The sequence below is a fragment of the Plantactinospora endophytica genome, from assembly GCF_016862915.1.
Lineage (GTDB): Bacteria > Actinomycetota > Actinomycetes > Mycobacteriales > Micromonosporaceae > Plantactinospora > Plantactinospora endophytica.
On sequence record NZ_BONW01000013.1, the window covers coordinates 416,210 to 433,165 of the forward strand.

A 16,956-nucleotide genomic window follows, 5' to 3' on the forward strand; every position below is an offset into this window, starting at 1 on the left:
TTTGATAACCCTCTGAGACCGGGCCGCTAGGTTCCGGGTTCGGGGCGGCGACATGCGGAACAGCAGTTCCGGGTCTCGGCCGCCCATCGGACGAGCTCTTGGGAGGCTTCGATGTTGCGATCGAGCTTCGGCGCCGCTCGGCTGGCGCTCGGGCTGCTCACCGCCGTGACGCTGGCGCTGGTCAGCGGCCAGCCGGCCGTCGCGGCCGATACCAGTACCACCTCGACGACCAGTTGGCGGCTGACCAACATCGGGCAGCGCATCTGCATCCCCGCCGACGAGTCCTGGTGGACCTACTTCTGGATCACGATCGACGGGACGTGGACGAGGCCAATCGAGGTCGGCGCCCGGAACCTGCCCTCCGGCACGACCACGAGCCTGCCGCACGCGCCGCTGCCGCCCGGATCGAGCAACGGCGCTACCGCGCTCAACCTGATCGCGATGACCCTGCCGCCGCTGCCGTTCGGGATCTACCAGCCGGAGCTGACGGCGTCGGACGGGGTGATTACGCAGAGCGTTCCGGTCACCATCCAGGTGCAGGAGCGCTGGGGCTGCGCCTGGTAGTCCGCGCCGGACGTCTGAAGGCGACCGAGGGGGGGCGGAGGTCGTGGGTTGCCGGGAATCGCCGGAGCCCACGACCTGTCCCCGTCAAGGCCCGCCGCAGGCCGCCAGAAGATCTGCGAAACAGCCCCTCAGCGGGCCCGGACGGCTTCTGGCGAGCACCGGATCGGTCTTGGCCGGCAGTGAGACAGCCCCTCAGCGGCCCGGACGGCTTCTGGCGAGCACCGGATCGGTCTTGGCCGGCAGTCGCACCACGAAGGTGGCGCCGCGACCGGGGCGACCCTGTGCCTCTATCGTGCCGCCGTGCGCGGTGACGACCTCGCGCAGCAGCGACAGCCCGAGGCCGGTGCGCCGACGTTCCGTTCCGACACCGCTGCGGAACCGTTCGAAGATCCGCTCGGCGGGGTCGAACCCGGTACCGGTGTCGACGACGGTCAACTCGATCGGGCCCGCCTCGGCCGCGCGACGTACCGTCACCTCGATCAGGCCGCCCGTGGGCGTGTGGGTCAGCGCGTTGGTCAGCAGTTCACCGATCACCCGCCGCAGGGCGGACGGCACCCCGAGCACCGGCAGCGGAACGTCCGGACGGCTGAGCGTGAGCGTGACGCCGTACTCGGTGGCGCGATCGGTCTCGGCCACCACGGCATGCTCGGCGAGCGCGGCCAGGTCCACGGTACTGGTGCCCCGCTCCACGTCCGGCATCGTCGCCAACCGGGCGGAGAGCAGCAGGTCGTCGACGACCTCGCCGAGCCAGCGGGTGGTGCCGGTCAGCCGTTCCAGCTCGGCCCGGTAGGCGGCGGGAACTCCGGTGTTCCCGGCCCGGCGGGCCAGCACCTGTGCCCGGGTGTGCACCTGGGCGATCGGCGTACGCAGTTCGTGGCTGACGTCGGCGACGAACCGGCGCTGTCGGGCGAGCGCGTCGGCGAGCGGCGCGACGGCGAGCCGGCCCACCGCCACTCCGCTGGCGAGCGCGGCGAGCAGGCCGATCGCCTCCGTGACGGTGAGCGCGAAGAGCAGGTGCCGGCGGTCGGCGAGCTGGTAGCGGGCGTCGAAGATCGCCTGTACGACGTCGTCGCCCCGGGGCTGGGTGAGCACGAAGTAGACGGTGCCGTTGCGCTCGACCGTGTCCACCGTGGCGGTCCGGGTGGCGACCACCCTGCCGAGCGGCTCCGCGAGCGGAAAGCCGGCCGGGGCGGGGATGCCGCCGCTGATCAGTTCGCCCTCGTGCAGGAGGAAGAGCCAGGTGCATCCGGGCGGCCCGGACGGGTCGCTGCGGGTCGCGGTGTAGGCGAGTTCCCGATGGATCTGGGCCTCCTGGCCGCGTACCAGCATGGCGTAGGCGACGCCGCCGATCAGTGTGATCAGGACGGTCACCGCCAGTCCGACCAGCACCCCGACCCGGCGCCGGGCGCGGGCCACCACCACCCGTTCGGCAGCCATCCAGGAGACTCCCGCCGGCACGTCGGCCGGGCCCCGGGCCTTCACAGCTCACCCAACCGGTAGCCGAGGCCGTGTACGGTGCGCACCGCGGCCCGGCCGAGCTTGCGGCGCAGGTAGTAGACGTAGGTGTCCACGATGGACGTGGCGGCCGCCTCGCCGAAGACCCGACGGCGCAACTCCGGCCGGGAGTGCACCGCCCTGGGCCGTACCGCGAGCAGGTGCAGCAGTTCGAACTCCCGGGCGGAGAGGGATATCCGGGCGCCGTCGGGAAGCAGCACGTCCCGCAGGTTGAGGTCGAGCCGGCCGGCGCCGATCGGCAGCGTCTCGGCGCCGTCGGAGGCGCGCCGGCAGAGCGCCCGGATCCGGGCGGTCAGCTCGTCCAGCTCGAACGGCTTGATCAGGTAGTCGTCGGCGCCGGCGTCCAGGCCGGCGACACGGTCGTCGACCGTGCCGAGGGCGGTGAGCATCAGCGCGCGGGCGCCCACCGCCCGGGACCGCAGCCGGGTCAACAGGTTGAGCCCGTCGAGCGCCGGCAGCAGCCGGTCGATCACCATGACGTCGTACGGCCGGGTGAGGCCGAGGTGCAGGCCGCGTTGGCCGTCCGGGGCGACGTCGACGAGATATCCCTCGTCGGTCAACACCTCGGTAAGCATGTCCGCCAGGTCCGTGTCGTCCTCGACCAGGAGCAGGCGGTGTACGCCGGGTGGCGCCTCGCTTGCCGTCAGCACACGTCGAGGATCCCACACCAGTCCGAGACATAGACTGTGATAGATATCTCTATGCTTTGTCTCCCGCCGGTTGAACCGCTAGGGCCGGTTCCTGCGTGTCGGGCGGAGCGGCGTTCCTCGCCTCCCGCCGCTCGATCCAGCTCAGCAGCGGCGTCGTCATCAGCGTCGTGACGAGCGCGACCAGCACCAGCGCGGTGAACAACGTCGAGTTGACGATACCGGCGGCCATCCCGACGTTGATCGCGATGAGCTGCATCAGCCCCCGGGCGTTCATCAACGCCCCGATCCGCAGGGCGACCCCGTTCGGCTCCCGGCGCAGCCTGGCCGCGGCCCAGCAGGCGCCGAACTTCCCCACGATGGCCACCGTGACGCAGCCGAGCGCGAAGAGCAGCACCGACGGCTGGCCCAGCAGACCGAACTCGGTGTGCAGACCCGAGTAGGTGAAGAAGAGCGGCAGGAAGACGATCTGGCAGACCGGGGTGACCGTGGCGACCAGCCGGTCGGTGCGGTCGTGGTGCGGCATGACCACACCGACCGCGAACGCGCCGAAGACGGCGTACAGGCCGATCTCGTCGGTGTACCAGGCGACCGCGAAGAGGAGTGCGACCAGGCCGAGCAGCCGGGACTGGTCGCCGAGCCGATCGCTGCCGACCAGCGCCACGGCGACCCGCCGCCCGACCGTCCAGAGCACCAGCCCGAACAGCACCGCACCCCCGACGGTGGTCAGTGCCGGCCCCGGCTCGCCCGAGGCGGTGGCGAGGACGACGGCCAGCAGCATCCAGGCCACCACGTCGTCGAGGGCGCCGCTGGCCAGCGCGAGCGAGCCGTGCCGGGTCCCGGCGAGCCCGCGCTCGGTGATGATCCGGGCCAGCATCGGAAAGGCGGTGATCGCGAGGGCGACCCCGACGAAGGCGGCGGAGACGCCGACCGAGGCGCCGTCCGCGATCACCGGCGCACTGCCGGCGGTGGCGAGCACCAGCAGCACCCCCAGGCCCAGCGGCACGACGACGCCGGCCATCGACACCGCACCGGCGGTGCCGGCCAGCCCGGTCACCGGGTGCGAGGTGAAGGCGTACCCGGCCTGGAACATGAAGATGACCAGGCCCACCTGGCCGACGACGTACAGCACCGGATAGAGCTGCGTGGGGAACAGTGCGTCCTGGGCGGCCGGCGCCAGCAGGCCGAGCAGGGACGGCCCGAGCAGCACGCCGGCCAGCATCTCGCTCACCACCGCCGGCTGGCCGACCTTGCCGAGCAGCCACGCCATCAGGCGGCAGAAGAGCAGGATGACCACCACGGCGATGAAGAACCGAGGGGCCAGCTCCACCGGGGTCATGCCGGACCGCCTCGTGCCGGGGCCTGCCGGCCCGCACCTACCGTGCTCATCGTCGAACCTCCTCGAAGTAGCTGGCACAGAGTCGTTGCCGTCGCGCGTCGACCACCATCCAGCTGCCGAGCACCAGCTGGACGAGGCTGCGCCACACGTCCGCCCAGCCGTCGCCGAGCCGCATCAGCCGGAGCCGGAAACGCCCGGGCGGCGGCGCACCGGCCGGTACCAGGAAGCAGGGGCCCCGACTCGGCAACGAGCGGCTGTGCCGGACGGTGGAGACCAGGGCGTACCGGCGCAGCACCTCGCGGGTGACCGCGCGCATCATCACCGGCGCGACGCCCCGGGCCGGACAGGCCCGGTTGGCGGCGATCCCGAACGGGACGAAGTGCGCCTCACCCCGGTCGAGGGTGCGCCAACGGGAGGGGGCGAAGGTGTCGTCGCCGGCCGGTCCGGTGCGCTGGAACGCGAGGTAGTTGAAGAGCAGGACCGAGCCGGCCGGAATGGTGACGGTGTCGTGCACCCGGATCGGCGCCGAGGTGATCCGGTGCGCCACACCGAAGAGCGGATGTACCCGCAGTGTCTCGTCGATCACCCGGTCCAGTACCCGGTCGCCCGCCTCGTCGGTGTCGTCCAGGGCGGCCAGCAGCTCCTGCTGCGTGGCCGGGTGCTGGGCGATGGCCAGCAGGAGATGCGCCATCGCCTCCGACATCTGCACCACGGCGGTGTTGAAGAACGCGCCCTGGAGGTACCAGGCCGTCTCCTCGGCGGTGAACGGCTCCGGCAGGGTGACCGGCGAGGTACCCGCCTCGACCCGGGCCCGCAGATAGCGGGTGAGCCGGTTCCGCCGCTCCATGTGCCGCAGTCCGCAGCACTTGAGCGCGGTGACCACGTCGTGGGCGTTGGCCACGACCAGTGCCCGGACGTCGGGCGGGCAGGCCGCGCCGAAGACGAGTTCGTAGTAGACCTCGGCCCAGATCGGCATCATCAGGTCCCGCAACCGGACCCGGCTGCTCCGGTCGACGGGCAGGTCGGCGAGGACGCGCCGCGCCGACGCCGTGGCCAGCTCCGTCGACCGGCGGTGCGACACGGCCAGCACCCGCCGGGTCGTCCTCGCCACGGTGCGGTACCGCTCGCCGGGCTCCAGGTGCTCCTGGTGCATCTGCGGGCCGGGCGCCAGCCAGTACCAGAACAGGTCGGAGAGCCCGGCGCCCCGGCTGCGCCCGTCGGCCGCCGGATGGGCGTACACCCGGGCGAAGTCCTCGGGGCCGACCAGCGGTCCGGGTACCGGGATCCCCTCGGTGCCGTTCACCCGGGCGAAGATCCGCTCCCGGAGCCGGACCACGGCCGGCGGCAGCCACCGGGGCAGCAGCCAGACGGTGGCCGCCACGGGGACCGTCAGGACGGTGCCGAGCACGCCGAGCGCGCTCATCGCGGCATCCGGTTGAGCAGATCCGGCCCGAGGTCGGCGGGGCGGACGGCTCCGGCCAGGGTCATCGCCTGACCGAGGTCGGCGCGGAGCAGGTCGAGGACCTGGCGTACCCCGGGCTCGCCCCGGGCGGCGAGCCCCCACAGCACCGGTCGGCCGACCCCGACCGCCGTCGCGCCCAGGGCCAGCGCGGTGAGGACGTCGGTGCCCCGGCGGATTCCGCCGTCGAGCAGCACCGGAACCCGGTCCCCGACCGCGTCGACGACCGAGGGCAGCGCGTCGACGGCCGTTGCCGCGCCGTCCAGCTGCCGTCCACCGTGGTTGGAGACCCACACGGCGTCGACGCCGTGCGCGACCGCGAGGCGGGCGTCGGCCGGATGCAGGATTCCCTTGAGTACGACGGGCAGCCGCGTCACCCCGCGCAGCCAGTCGATCCGGGGCCAGTCGAGGTCGGCGTCCAGCACGATGTCCCGGATCCGCCCGGTCTCCGGATCACGCATGTTCTCGCACCCCAGGCCGGGCGGTAGGTCGAGGAAACCGTTGCGCAGGTCCCGCTCGCGCCGGCCGAGCACCGGTGAGTCGACGGTGACGACCAGGGCTCGACAGCCGGCCGCCTCCACCCGTCTGACCAGCGACTCGGTGAAGCCGAGATCGGGTTGCGGATAGAGCTGGAACCACAGCCGCCCCGGCCGGTCGGCGGCGTCCATGGCGGCGGCGACCGCCTCGACCGGCGTGGTGGCGGCCATGCTGAGCACCAGTACCGTGTCGGCGCCGGCGACCGCCCGCGCGCAGCCGACCTCGCCGTCCGGATGGGCCAGCCGGTGGAAGGCGGTGGGGGAGACCAGCACCGGCATCGACAGCGTTCCGCCGAGCAGGGGCGTACGCAGGTCCCGCTCCCCGCCACCGCGCAGCACCCGGGGCAGGAGCCGGTACGCGTCGAAGGCCGTCTCGTTGGCCCGCAGGGTCCGCTCGTCGCCGGCACCGCCGGTGAAGTAGTCCCGGTGCGCCGGGTCGAGCCGCCGCCACGCCTCGTCCCGCAGGTCCCTGAGGTTCACCGGGAGGGCCGCGCCGGCCGTGGGATTGTGGCGCGGCCCCACCCGGTCCGTCACCGGGGACATGACCGTCAGTCCCCGGCGCCGTCTAGGCAGCGGTCCAGGAAGGCGACCAGCGGGGCCCGGTGCACGTCCGGCCGGTCCCACCGGTTCTCCAGGTTCTCCGCCAGGTGGTGGACCGCCACCACCCGGCCCTGGTGGTGGTGTCGGACCACCGGATGCAGGTACGCGGCGTCGTGCGCCTGCCCGACCACGTCCTGGGCGACCCGGCTCACCGAGACGTCGAACGGGTCGACCTGGTCGTGCTCGGGGCCGTACTCCAGGGTGACGAGGAAGGCGTGTTCGGCTGGATGGTCCATCGTGGACAACCCGTGCCGGGTGAAGTACTCCACCGGCACCTCCTCCTGGTAGCGGGCGTCCGGCCCGGCCACCGTCAGCACGTCGGCGAGTACGCCGAACTGCTGCCAGAGCGCGGAGGAGCGGTTCACCCGGGCGATGATCGCGTCGGCCATCGACCAGGCGGTGGCGTCCAGCTTCTCCGCCGGCCACGGGACGTCGTGGTAGCGCCGTTCGAGGACGCGGTGCAGCGCCCGGACCGCGTACCGGAAGCCGTGGATGAAGCCGCTGGTCGACCGTTTGAAGTCCCGCTCCTGGGAGAGTGTGCCGGCGAAGAAGAGGTCCGGCACGTTCACCGACTCCCACTCGGAGGTCTGGGCCGGGAACCGGTCGTCGATGACGAGTTCCGGCCGGCAGGAGTCGTCGAAGATCGACGGGTCGAACCGGAAACCGGTGCAGAGCAGTACCCGGTCGTAGCGCAGCTCCTTGGTGACCTCGTCGGCCCGGGAGAAACTGAACGTCACCCGGTAGCCGTCGGCGTCCCGCACGATACGGCGGACGTTGCCGTCCAGGATCGCGTTCGCCGACTTGAGCTGGTAGGTGTCGAGGAAGTTGTTGTTCACCGCCCGCAGGTGCCCGACGTAGTGGGTGCGCCAGGCCATCCGGATCGAGTGCGGACCGGCCAGGTGGATCAGGGTGGTCGTCTCCATCAGGTTGTCGGCGGTCTCGAACGCCGAGTTGCCCTTGCCGATGATCAGCACCCGCTGGTCGGTGAAGTCGTGCGGGTCGACCGACATGGCGTCGTACCGCTCCGCGTAGCCGACCCCGGGGATCGGCGGTACGTACGGCTGCGACACCCCGGTCGCCACCACGACCCGGGCGGCCCGGTACGTCGTACCCTGCTGGTCGGTGACCGAGAAACCGTCCTCGGCGGTCCGGGCGACCCGGACCACCCGGCTGCCGTAGCGCACCCGGACCCCGGCGGCGGTCGCGAAGTCCGCCAGGTAGCGGACCATCAGCTCGGCGTCCGGGAAGTACCGGTCGGTGTACCGGGTGAACAGTAGCGCCGGATCGTCGGTGAGCAGGGAGTTCCAGTCCAGCCGCAGGTTCAGTTCGGGGTCGTCCGAGCCGGTGCGCGGCTTGTTGATGGAGATGAGCTGACGGTGCCGGGGAAACCTCGTGAAGAACGCGCCGGGAACGTCCGCCGACTCCAGCACGAGGTAGTTGCGCCGGCCGTCCCGTTCGAGGAACGCCGCGAGCTGGAGCCCGGCCGGCCCCGCGCCGATGATCAGATAGTCGAGCATCTCTCCGGTCACGGAACGAACCTACAAACGAGATTTCAGAGAAAAATCAGCATTCGTCCCGAGACGCGTTGAGTGAGTGGAGCAGTTCCGCGGCCCGGACGACGTCGGAGTCGAGCGGCCGGTCCGGGTCGACCGCCGGCACCGTCTCGACCAGCCGCTCCAGCACCGCCGCGCAGCCCGGCGCAGTCGGCGGACGGGCGCCGACGTGCACCGCCTGGCGCAGCCCGACCGCCAGCGAGCCGCAGAGCAGCCGGAGCAGCCCGGCCTGGTCCACCGCCCGCAGCGCCGCCTGGGTCCCGAACGGCACCACGTCCTGGTTGTGCAGGTTGGTCGGCAGGCTCTGCATGCTGGCCGGCACGGCGTTGCGCCGGATCTCCGCCACCATCGCGGTCGTCGCCAACTGCGCCCCCTGCAACCCGTGCTGACGGCCGGGCCCGGCGGCCAGCATCGGCGGCAGGCCACCGTTGCGCGCGGGGTCGACCAGCAGGTCGAGTTGGCGTTCGACGAGGTTGCCCAACTGGGCGGTGACCGTCGCCAGCACGTCGGCGGCGAAGGCGGCCGGCTGGCCGAAGAAGTTGCCGCCGTGCAGCACCAGATCGTCGTCGGGGAAGAAGAGCGGATTGTCGCTGACGCTGTTCAGGTCGGCGGCCACGACGTCGTCGACGTACCGCAACGCGCCCTCGGCCGCGCCGAGCAACTGCGGGGCGCAGCGGATGCTGTACGCCTCCTGGAGCGGGCGGCCGGTCGACGGCACCGCACCAGCGAGCAGCGTACGCATTCCGGCGGCGACGTCGACCGCGCCGGGATGCCCGTACGCGGTGATCAGCCGGGGGTGCAGGAACTGCTCGGGTTCGCAGCCGAGCACGTCGACGAGGAGGCAGGTGAGCATCTGGACGGCCCGGTGCGAGGTGCGCACGGAATCCAGGGCGAGTGCCGTGGCGGCGGTGGTCAGCGACGTGCCGTTGACCAGCGCCAGCGCGTCGCGTCCGTCGAGGACGAGCGGTGTCAGCCCGGCCCGGGTCAGCGCTGTCCCGGCCGGCATCCGCACCCCGTCCAGGTAGGCCCAGCCGCGACCGCGCAGCGACTGCGCGGCGTAGGCGAGCGGGATCAGGTCACCGCTGGCCCCGACCGAGCCGAATCGGGGCATCGCCGGGGCGAACGTCGTCGCCAGCATCGCCACCAGACCGTCCACGACCCGTGCGGACACCCCGGAGACGCCCTGGGCCAGCGACCAGACCCGGACCAGCACGGTGGCCCGGGCGACGGTCGGATCGATCTCCGGTCCCTGACCCGCCCCGAGGTGGGCCAGGGTGTTGTCGCACTGGTCCGCCTCGTCGTCCCGGCCGGCGAACCCGACGAGTGCGCCGAAACCCGTGGTGGCGCCGTAGACCGGGCGGTCGTCCCCGAGGACGGTCCGCAGGTAGTTCCGGCCGCGCGCCACCCGGTCCCGGACCGGGGCGGAAATCTCGACGTCGACCCCGGTCGCGGCCCGTCGCAGGTCCGCCACCCGCAGCGGTCGGGCCAGGTCGACGGTACGGGCGACTCCGGGCACGCTCTCGGTCCTCATCGGGCCGACCGTAGCCACCGGTTCTCAGAGCGATCTGAGTTATCTCTGATTCCCGGTGGCTACCGTCCGGCGGCATGACGCACGATTACCTGATCCTCGGAGCCGGGCCGGCCGGACTCCAACTCGCGGCCCTGCTGGAGCGCGACGGTGCCGACTACCGCGTCCTGGAGGCCGGGGCCGGGCCGGGTACCTTCTTCGCCAGCTATCCCCGGCACCGTCAGCTCATTTCCATCAACAAGGTCTACACCGGCTCCGACGATCCCGAGTTCAACCTCCGGATGGACTGGAACTCCCTGCTCAGCGACGACCCCGAACTGTTGTTCCGCCGGTACAGCGAGCGGTACTTCCCCGCCGCCGACGACCTGTCGCGGTATCTCGTCGACTTCGCGGCGCGGACCGGGGTGCGGGTCAGCTACCGGACCCGGATCGTCCGGGTCGGCCGGGACCGCGACGGATTCGAGGCGGTGGACGACGCCGGCCGGAGCTGGCGCGGACGCCGGCTGGTGGTCGCGACCGGTGTGTCCCGGCTGTACCTGCCGCCGATCGAGGGCATGGAGACCGCCGAACGGTACGACACGGTCAGCGTCGACCCGCGCGACTTCGTCAACCAGCGAGTCATGATCATCGGCAAGGGCAACTCCGCCTTCGAAACCGCCGACAACCTGGTGGAGACCGCCGCGGTGGTGCACGTGGCCGGGCCGCACTCGGTCAGGTTCGCCTGGCAGACGCACTACGTCGGGCACCTGCGGGCGGTGAACAACAACTTCCTCGACACCTACCAGCTCAAGTCGCAGAACGCCGTACTCGACGGCACGGTCGAGAGCATCCACCGCCGGGCGGAGGGCGGCTACCTGGTCCGGTTCCGCTACGCCCGCACCGTGGAGGCGATCCGGGAGATCGAGTACGACCGGGTCATCGCCTGCACCGGCTTCCGCTTCGACGCGAGCATCTTCGACGAGAGCTGCCGGCCCCGGCTGGTGATCGACGACCGGTTCCCGGAGCAGACCTCGGCGTACGAGTCGACCACCGTCCCCGACCTCTACTTCGCGGGCACGCTGACGCAGCAGCGGGACTTCAAGCGTTCGACGAGCGGCTTCATCCACGGCTTCCGGTACGGCACCCGGGCGCTGCACCGGATCCTCCGCTCCCGCTACCACGGCGCGGGCTGGCCGGCGACGCCGGTCGAGGCGACCCCGGACGCGATCACCGAGGCGATCATCGCCCGGATCAACCGCTCCTCGGCGCTGTGGCAGCAGTTCGGCGTACTCGGGGACGTGGTCGCGGTCTCCGGCGGCACCGCCACCTACCACGAGGAGGTGCCGGTGGCGTACCTCGCCGAGGGTGGGCTGGGCGAGGGCTCCTTCCTCGTCACCACCCTGGAGTACGGAGCCGGCCACGACACCGTGGACCCGTTCGACATCTCCGTACCCCGACCGCGCGAGAACGACGCGACCGCCGCGCAGGACGCCAGCTACCTGCACCCGGTCGTCCGGCACTACCGGGACGGGCGGGTGGTCGGCGTACACCACCTGGCGGAGAACCTGGAGAACCAGTGGAATCTGGCCGGGGTCCACCAGCAGCCGCTCGCCGTCTTCGTCAAGGAACACCTGGCCGATGCGGAGTGCTGAGCCGCACCGGGCCGTCCAATCGCACCGGGCCGCACCGCCACAGCGGGCCGCCGAGCCGCACCGGGCCGGGTCGGTCTATCCGCAGGTGGTGCTCGACCTGCTCGCCGCCGGTCGGGACCGCCCGGTCTTCGAACACGGCGCCCGGACCGTCTCCGCCGACGAACTGTCCGACCTCGTTGCCCGGCTCGCCACCGGGCTGACGGAGGCGGGCATCGGTCCGGGCGACGGGGTGGCGGTGGTCCTCGGCGTGTCGCCGGAGGCGTTCGCCGCGATCGTCGCGGCCCAGGTGGTCGGTGCGCGGGTGGCCGGGGTACGCGCCGGGCTCACCGCCGGGCAGCTCCGGCACCTCCTCGGTCAGCGGATCGCGGCGGTGCTGGTGGACCCGTCGACGGCGTCCCCGGAGCTACGGGCGGCCTCCGCCGGGCTGCCGGTGCTGGCGGTGGGCCGGGTCGACGGGATACCCGACCTGACCACCGTTGCGGTGCCACGGACCGCACCCCGGCCGGCGGGTCGGCCGGACGACGTCGCCCGGGTCGTCTACACCAGTGGCAGCACCGGAAACCCGAAGGGCTGTGTCCAGACGTACGCCGCACTCGCCGCCGCCTGGGCGCCGCAGCCGGACCGGTGGCCCCCGGCGATCCGGGACCTCGCCGCCAACCTCGACCGCTACCTGGTCTTCGGCTCGCTCAGCAGCCAGGTCATGCTGGAGTACGGCCTGCTCACCCTGGCTGCCGGCGGCACCATGGTCGTCGCGGAGCCGACCGGGGGAGCGCAACCCTTCCTGCCCGGTGCGATCGCCCGGCACCGGGCGACCGCCAGCGTGGTCACCGTGCCCCGGCTGGCCAGGATGGTGGCGGCCCAGCGCGACGACCCGGTCGACCTCGGCAGCCTGCGCGCGCTGCTGGTGTCGGGTTCACCGCTCGACCCGGACCGGCTCGCCGAGGCGGTCGCCGTGCTCGGACCGGTGCTCTACCACGGCTACGGCCAGACCGAGACGGGCATGATCTCGATGGTGACGCCGACGGAGCTGACCGCCGCGCTGGCCGAGCAGGCCGCCACGGGCCGTCCGGCGGCGGTCCTCGCCTCGGTGGGGCGCCCGCCGGCCGTGGTCGACGTCGAGATCCGCGACCCGCAGGGCCGTCCGGTGCCGGACGGCGCCGAGGGAGAACTCTTCGTCCGCACCCCGGCCCAGGCGGGCGGGTACTGGTCCGATCCGGCCGAGGCTGCCGAGGTCTTCGTCGACGGCTGGGTACGCACCCGTGACCTCGGCCGACGCGACGCCGACGGCTACCTGCACCTGCTGGGCCGGACCCGGGACGTCGTCATCGTCAACGCCGAACTCCAGTACGCCGGTCCGATCGAACGGGTGCTGGCCAGCCATCCCGACGTCGCCGAGGCGTACGTGGTGGCCGCGCCGGACGAGGAGACCGGCGAGGCGGTGCACGCCTTCGTCGTACCCGTTCCGGGGCGCCGGCCCGACGCCGACGTACTCCGGACGTTCGTGCGGGAGCGGCTCGGCGGGGCGAGCGTTCCCCGGCGGGTCACCTTCACCGCCGACGTACCCGTCTCGCCGGCCGGCAAGCCCGACAAGCGCCGCCTGCGCGGCCAGGTCGACGCACGGTGAGCCCCGACGCCGCCGATGCCTGGTGAGCCCTGCGGCGCCGACCTTCGGGTGGGTCGCGGCGGCCGATCGTCGGGTGCGAGCATGACCGCATGGTGCCACTGAAGATCATCAGGGGAGACGCGACCAGTCCCCAGGCGAGCGGACCGAAGATCATCGCCCACGTCTGCAACGATCTCGGTGGCTGGGGGAAGGGCTTCGTCCTGGCGGTCTCGCGGCGGTGGCCGGAGCCCGAGCGGGCCTATCGGCAGTGGCACCGTGAACGTTCCGGCAACGACTTCGGCCTTGGGGCCACCCAGTTGGTGCAGGTCCCGCCGGACACCTGGGTGGCCAACATGGTGGCCCAGCGCGGCACGCGTACCGGGAGCAGTGGGCCGCCGATCCGCTACGACGCCGTCGAGCGCTGCCTGACCGCCGTCGCGGAACACGCCGTACGGCTGTCGGCCACCGTCCACATGCCACGCATCGGCTGCGGCCTGGCCGGTGGTCGGTGGGAGCGTGTCGAGCCGCTGATCCGCGCGACCCTGTGCGACCGCGACGTCGCCACCACCGTCTACGACCACGACTGACGGCTACCCGGACGCCCTTGGCGCGGGTACCGGATGCCGGGTGTCGGGTGTTCGGTCGCGGGGTCGGCGGCAGCGTGAACGGCGCTCTTCCGCTGCGGTCGCGCTTGACAGGCAAGTGGCTACTTGCCTATAACTGTGCGCATGGACGCAGACTCCGAGCTGTTCAAAGCCATCGGTGACGCGACACGACGCACCATCCTCGACGAGTTGATCGACCGGGACGGCCAGACGTTGTTCGAGATCTGCGGCCGGCTGGCCATGAAACACGGCCTGGCCTCCACGCGCCAGGCCATCTCGCAGCACCTCGCCGTGCTCGAACAGGCCGGACTGGTGCACACCCGGCGGCAGGGCCGGTACAAGTTCCACCACATCGACACCGGCCCGCTGCGGTCGATCGTCGAGCGGTGGCCCATCGACCGAGAGGAACCGAATCCGTGATTCGCATCAACATCACCAGTGTGCTCGTCGACGACCAGGCGAAGGCGCTCGCCTTTTACACCGAGAAGCTGGGGTTCATCAAGAAGACCGACGAGCCCGTCGGCGAGGCCCGCTGGCTCACCGTGGTGTCCCCGGCCCACCCGGACGGGGTGGAGCTGCTGCTGGAGCCGGACGGCCACCCGGCGGCGGGACCGTTCAAGAGTGCCCTGGTCGCCGACGGCATCCCGTTCACCCAGTTCGCCGTCGACGACGTGTACGCCGAGGTCGAGCGGCTGAAGGGGCTGGGCGTCGAGTTCACCCAGGACGCGACCGACCTGGGGCCGGTGGTCACCGCCGTCTTCGACGACACCTGCGGCAACCTGATCCAGATTGCCGCCATGAAGTAGTCGGGTACCCCTGCCGGCAGGCACCGGAACCCGCCGGGGCGAGCCGGTGGCGCGGACGTGGTCCTCCCGCCCCCGGCCCAGCCCGGGTGCGACGGGTCGCACGGCCGACATCGATCGGCCGACCAGTCCGACACCTCCACCGGGCGGGGCCGTTCACCCGGTCGGGCACGAGAACCTGAATCGCCTGTGCGGCGGCCCCGATCTCACTAGCGTCCCGTCGTGAGCAGGCCGAGCAGCCGTGTCCCGCGGCGGAACGGCACTGCCGATCTCCGTGCGCGACCGAAACCCCGTCCTTGACCGTCGAGGGGCCACCATGTCCAACCACTTCAGCGCCGACAACCTGGGGTTTCCCGGCGACGACCGCCGCCTCGAACTCACCGACCTGTACGTCTTCGCCTCGATGGAGGACCCCGACCGGACGGTACTGATCATGGACGCGAACCCGACCGTCGCGCCGCCCCCGGTACCACCGGCCAGCACCGGCCCGGAGTTCTGTCCCGGCGCGGTCTTCCGGATCAACATCGACACCGACGGCGACGCGCACGCCGACATCGCCTTCACCTTCACCTTCTCCGAGTACGACAACGGCGGCCAGACGGGAACCGCCTGGTACGCCACCGGAGCCGACGCCCGCCAGCCCGAGCCCGCCGGCCAGGTGCTCGCCGAGTCCTTCCCGGTCAGCTTCGACGGCACCGTCCAGCCCGTCCTGATCGACGAACCGGCGCCGATCCGGCTCTTCGCCGGGCTGCGCAGCGACCCGTTCTTCGCCGACGTCGAGGGCGCCCTGCACGGGATGAAATGGACGGGACACGACGACTTCGCCGGCAACAACGTCGATTCCATCGCGCTGGACGTACCCTCCGACCTGCTCGGCGGACCGACGATCGGGGTGTGGGCCTCGATCAGCCGGCGCAACGACGGTGTGCTGGAACAGATGGACCGTGGCGGGAACCCGACCATCAATCCGTTCATCAACCCCGACGGCGAGAAGAACCGGTACAACTCCCGGCAGCCCGCCGACGACGTGGCCAACTACCTGGGCCCGTGGTCGCAACTGCTGGAGAAGGGCGGCTACTCACCGGAGGAGGCCAAGAAGACCGCGATGCAGTGCCTGCCTGACATCCTCCGCTACGACCGGAGCAAACCCGCCTCCTACCCCAACGGCCGGGCGCTCGTGGACGACGTCTTCAGCTATCGCTTCGGGTGGCTGACCAACGGCAAGATCCCGCCGACCGGGCTCCAGCCGCACGACGACATGCTGGCCCGGTTCCCCTACCTCGGCCCGCCCGTCCCCAGGTCGTGATGTCCGCACCCGTGGTCCGAGCCGCGTGCGGAGTCACCGGCCGGAGCGCCGCAGCGCGTTGACCGGCCGGGGCGCCTGCGCGGCGTCCCACTCGGCCGGGCCGACGTCGAGGCCGGCCCGTGGGCGCCGCCGCGTTCATGCCTCCCGGACGCTCACTGCGGCGCCGTGGTGCCGGGGCGCCTCGATCTCGTCGAGCAGCGCGACCGCGAAGTCCGGATAACTGATCCGGCTGGCCGGATCGCCGTGCTCGGCGAACCGGTAGCGGCCGGTGCGGGCGCCGGCCCGGTCGAAGTCGCCCGCCGGGGCCAGGTACGCCCAGTCGAGATCGCAGCCCCGCAGCTCGTCGAGGCCCGCCGCGTGGCCGAGGTAGAAAGAGCGGTACTCGTTCGGGTAGCCGGGCTCGTCCATCAGGGCGGCACCGGACGCCCCGGGCAGGATCGACGCGAGGCCGACCACCACCAGCCGACGTACGCCCGCCTTCGCCAGACCGGCGGCCAGGGCGCGGGACGACTCGGTGAAGAAGTCGTGCGGTGGCACGGAGAGGTCCACCGCCGCGCTGATCGCGGCGTCCTGCCCGACGGCCGCCTGCGCGACGCTCACCGCGTCCGTGACGTCGCCCGCCACCACCTGGGCATCGGCCAGGTCGCCGTGGCCGGCCGGTTCCCGCACCACCGCGGTGACCCGATGACCACGCCGACGCGCCTCGGCGACGGCCTGCCGCCCGGCCCGGCCCCCTGCACCGAAGACCACGATGTCCATGAGAAACCGCCCTCCACCAGGGCCGGGGTCCGTACCTCCGGCCGGTGCGCCGACGCTATCGGGACCGGCGGTTACCACCCGGATACCGGCTATCGTGAGGCGCATGAGGCAACCCCTGCCCGCCGACATGTTCGACGAGCTGTGCCCGTCCTCGCTCAATCCGATCCGGTTCGGCGACAAGTGGGCGGCACTCGTCATCCGCTGCCTGGAGCACGGGCCCCGTCGGTTCTCCGAGCTGCGGGTGCCGCTGCGCCGCGTCACCCCCAAGGTCCTCACCCAGTCGCTGCGCTCCCTCGAACGGGACGGTCTGGTCAGGCGCACCGTGCGCACCCCGCACGTCGAGTACGAGCTGACGCCGGTGGGCCGCAGCATGCTCGAACCGATGGCGGTGGCTTGTGCCTGGGCCGAGCGGCACTGGGACGAACTGCTCGACGCCCGCGAGTCCTACGACAACGCCAACCGCCTCGACCGCGCCCGGTGACCAGACGGCCACGCCGCCTGACCGTCG

The 16,956-nt window shown here is 72.0% G+C and carries 16 protein-coding genes; 8 read left to right on the forward strand and 8 right to left on the reverse strand.

Features of this window, described 5'->3' with window-relative positions; all coding sequences use genetic code 11:
• The first annotated feature begins 111 nt into the window (after positions 1-111).
• Complete coding sequence (locus Pen02_RS14815) at positions 112-564, forward strand: DUF5980 family protein (protein WP_203866581.1); 453 nt, start codon at positions 112-114, stop codon at positions 562-564.
• A 192-nt stretch (positions 565-756) separates the two neighbouring features.
• Here the strand turns inward: Pen02_RS14815 and Pen02_RS14820 are convergent, their stop codons facing one another.
• The 7 genes from Pen02_RS14820 to Pen02_RS14850 all read right to left on the reverse strand — a co-directional run bounded on the left by Pen02_RS14820 (position 757) and on the right by Pen02_RS14850 (position 9,744).
• Complete coding sequence (locus tag Pen02_RS14820; RefSeq protein WP_203866582.1) at positions 757-2,001, reverse strand: sensor histidine kinase; 1,245 nt, start codon at positions 1,999-2,001, stop codon at positions 757-759.
• Positions 2,002-2,042: 41 nt separating this feature from the next.
• The gene (locus Pen02_RS14825) at positions 2,043-2,729 is read right to left on the reverse strand and encodes a response regulator transcription factor (protein ID WP_239140683.1); all 687 of its coding nucleotides are present in this window, start codon (positions 2,727-2,729) and stop codon (positions 2,043-2,045) included.
• 49 nt (positions 2,730-2,778) lie between these two features.
• The gene (locus tag Pen02_RS14830) at positions 2,779-4,065 is read right to left on the reverse strand and encodes a cation:proton antiporter (protein WP_203866583.1); all 1,287 of its coding nucleotides are present in this window, start codon (positions 4,063-4,065) and stop codon (positions 2,779-2,781) included.
• Positions 4,066-4,111: 46 nt separating this feature from the next.
• On the reverse strand, positions 4,112-5,488 hold the full coding sequence (locus tag Pen02_RS14835; protein ID WP_203866584.1) for a cytochrome P450: 1,377 nt from the start codon (positions 5,486-5,488) through the stop codon (positions 4,112-4,114).
• Entirely contained in the window at positions 5,485-6,540 is a 1,056-nt protein-coding gene (locus tag Pen02_RS14840; protein WP_239140684.1) for an alpha-hydroxy acid oxidase, read from the reverse strand. Before Pen02_RS14840 ends, Pen02_RS14835 begins: the two co-directional genes overlap by 4 nt.
• A 68-nt stretch (positions 6,541-6,608) precedes the next feature.
• Positions 6,609-8,189, reverse strand: a complete 1,581-nt coding sequence (locus Pen02_RS14845) for an FAD-dependent oxidoreductase (protein WP_239140685.1) — start codon at positions 8,187-8,189, stop codon at positions 6,609-6,611.
• A 34-nt stretch (positions 8,190-8,223) separates the two neighbouring features.
• Entirely contained in the window at positions 8,224-9,744 is a 1,521-nt protein-coding gene (locus Pen02_RS14850) for an aromatic amino acid ammonia-lyase (RefSeq protein WP_203866586.1), read from the reverse strand.
• A gap of 74 nt (positions 9,745-9,818) precedes the next feature.
• Between Pen02_RS14850 and Pen02_RS14855 the strand changes: the two genes are divergently transcribed.
• From Pen02_RS14855 to Pen02_RS14880, 6 genes are all read left to right on the forward strand, one after another.
• On the forward strand, positions 9,819-11,372 hold the full coding sequence (locus Pen02_RS14855) for an NAD(P)-binding domain-containing protein (RefSeq protein ID WP_203866587.1): 1,554 nt from the start codon (positions 9,819-9,821) through the stop codon (positions 11,370-11,372).
• Positions 11,359-12,996, forward strand: a complete 1,638-nt coding sequence (locus Pen02_RS14860; protein WP_203866588.1) for a class I adenylate-forming enzyme family protein — start codon at positions 11,359-11,361, stop codon at positions 12,994-12,996. The genes Pen02_RS14855 and Pen02_RS14860 overlap by 14 nt, the downstream gene beginning before the upstream one ends.
• 89 nt (positions 12,997-13,085) lie before the next feature.
• The gene (locus tag Pen02_RS14865) at positions 13,086-13,562 is read left to right on the forward strand and encodes a macro domain-containing protein (protein ID WP_203866589.1); all 477 of its coding nucleotides are present in this window, start codon (positions 13,086-13,088) and stop codon (positions 13,560-13,562) included.
• Between the two features lie 141 nt (positions 13,563-13,703).
• Entirely contained in the window at positions 13,704-14,000 is a 297-nt protein-coding gene (locus Pen02_RS14870) for an ArsR/SmtB family transcription factor (protein WP_203866590.1), read from the forward strand.
• A complete protein-coding gene (locus Pen02_RS14875) occupies positions 14,000-14,386 on the forward strand; it encodes a VOC family protein (protein ID WP_203866812.1) in 387 nt (128 codons plus the stop codon). Before Pen02_RS14870 ends, Pen02_RS14875 begins: the two co-directional genes overlap by 1 nt.
• Before the next feature lie 313 nt (positions 14,387-14,699).
• The gene (locus Pen02_RS14880; RefSeq protein ID WP_203866591.1) at positions 14,700-15,689 is read left to right on the forward strand and encodes a DUF4331 family protein; all 990 of its coding nucleotides are present in this window, start codon (positions 14,700-14,702) and stop codon (positions 15,687-15,689) included.
• Positions 15,690-15,824: 135 nt separating this feature from the next.
• On the opposite strand, the gene Pen02_RS14885 is transcribed toward Pen02_RS14880, so the two are convergent.
• Positions 15,825-16,448, reverse strand: coding sequence for an NAD(P)-dependent oxidoreductase (locus Pen02_RS14885; RefSeq protein ID WP_203866592.1), 624 nt, complete (start codon positions 16,446-16,448; stop codon positions 15,825-15,827).
• Between the two features lie 103 nt (positions 16,449-16,551).
• Here Pen02_RS14885 and Pen02_RS14890 point away from each other — a divergent pair, with 103 nt between their 5' ends.
• Positions 16,552-16,929, forward strand: a complete 378-nt coding sequence (locus tag Pen02_RS14890; protein ID WP_239140686.1) for a winged helix-turn-helix transcriptional regulator — start codon at positions 16,552-16,554, stop codon at positions 16,927-16,929.
• Positions 16,930-16,956 lie beyond the last annotated feature (27 nt).

What these genes read in the sequence shown, in the direction of transcription:
- Pen02_RS14815 (WP_203866581.1), top strand. Translation starts at nt 112, where the DNA reads ATGTTGCGATCGAGCTTCGGCGCCGCTCGGCTGGCGCTCGGGCTGCTC.
- Pen02_RS14820 (WP_203866582.1), bottom strand. Translation starts at nt 2,001, where the DNA reads ATGGCTGCCGAACGGGTGGTGGTGGCCCGCGCCCGGCGCCGGGTCGGG.
- Pen02_RS14830 (WP_203866583.1), bottom strand. Translation starts at nt 4,065, where the DNA reads ATGACCCCGGTGGAGCTGGCCCCTCGGTTCTTCATCGCCGTGGTGGTC.
- Pen02_RS14835 (WP_203866584.1), bottom strand. Translation starts at nt 5,488, where the DNA reads ATGAGCGCGCTCGGCGTGCTCGGCACCGTCCTGACGGTCCCCGTGGCG.
- Pen02_RS14850 (WP_203866586.1), bottom strand. Translation starts at nt 9,744, where the DNA reads ATGAGGACCGAGAGCGTGCCCGGAGTCGCCCGTACCGTCGACCTGGCC.
- Pen02_RS14855 (WP_203866587.1), top strand. Translation starts at nt 9,819, where the DNA reads ATGACGCACGATTACCTGATCCTCGGAGCCGGGCCGGCCGGACTCCAA.
- Pen02_RS14860 (WP_203866588.1), top strand. Translation starts at nt 11,359, where the DNA reads ATGCGGAGTGCTGAGCCGCACCGGGCCGTCCAATCGCACCGGGCCGCA.
- Pen02_RS14865 (WP_203866589.1), top strand. Translation starts at nt 13,086, where the DNA reads ATGGTGCCACTGAAGATCATCAGGGGAGACGCGACCAGTCCCCAGGCG.
- Pen02_RS14870 (WP_203866590.1), top strand. Translation starts at nt 13,704, where the DNA reads ATGGACGCAGACTCCGAGCTGTTCAAAGCCATCGGTGACGCGACACGA.
- Pen02_RS14880 (WP_203866591.1), top strand. Translation starts at nt 14,700, where the DNA reads ATGTCCAACCACTTCAGCGCCGACAACCTGGGGTTTCCCGGCGACGAC.
- Pen02_RS14885 (WP_203866592.1), bottom strand. Translation starts at nt 16,448, where the DNA reads ATGGACATCGTGGTCTTCGGTGCAGGGGGCCGGGCCGGGCGGCAGGCC.
- Pen02_RS14890 (WP_239140686.1), top strand. Translation starts at nt 16,552, where the DNA reads ATGAGGCAACCCCTGCCCGCCGACATGTTCGACGAGCTGTGCCCGTCC.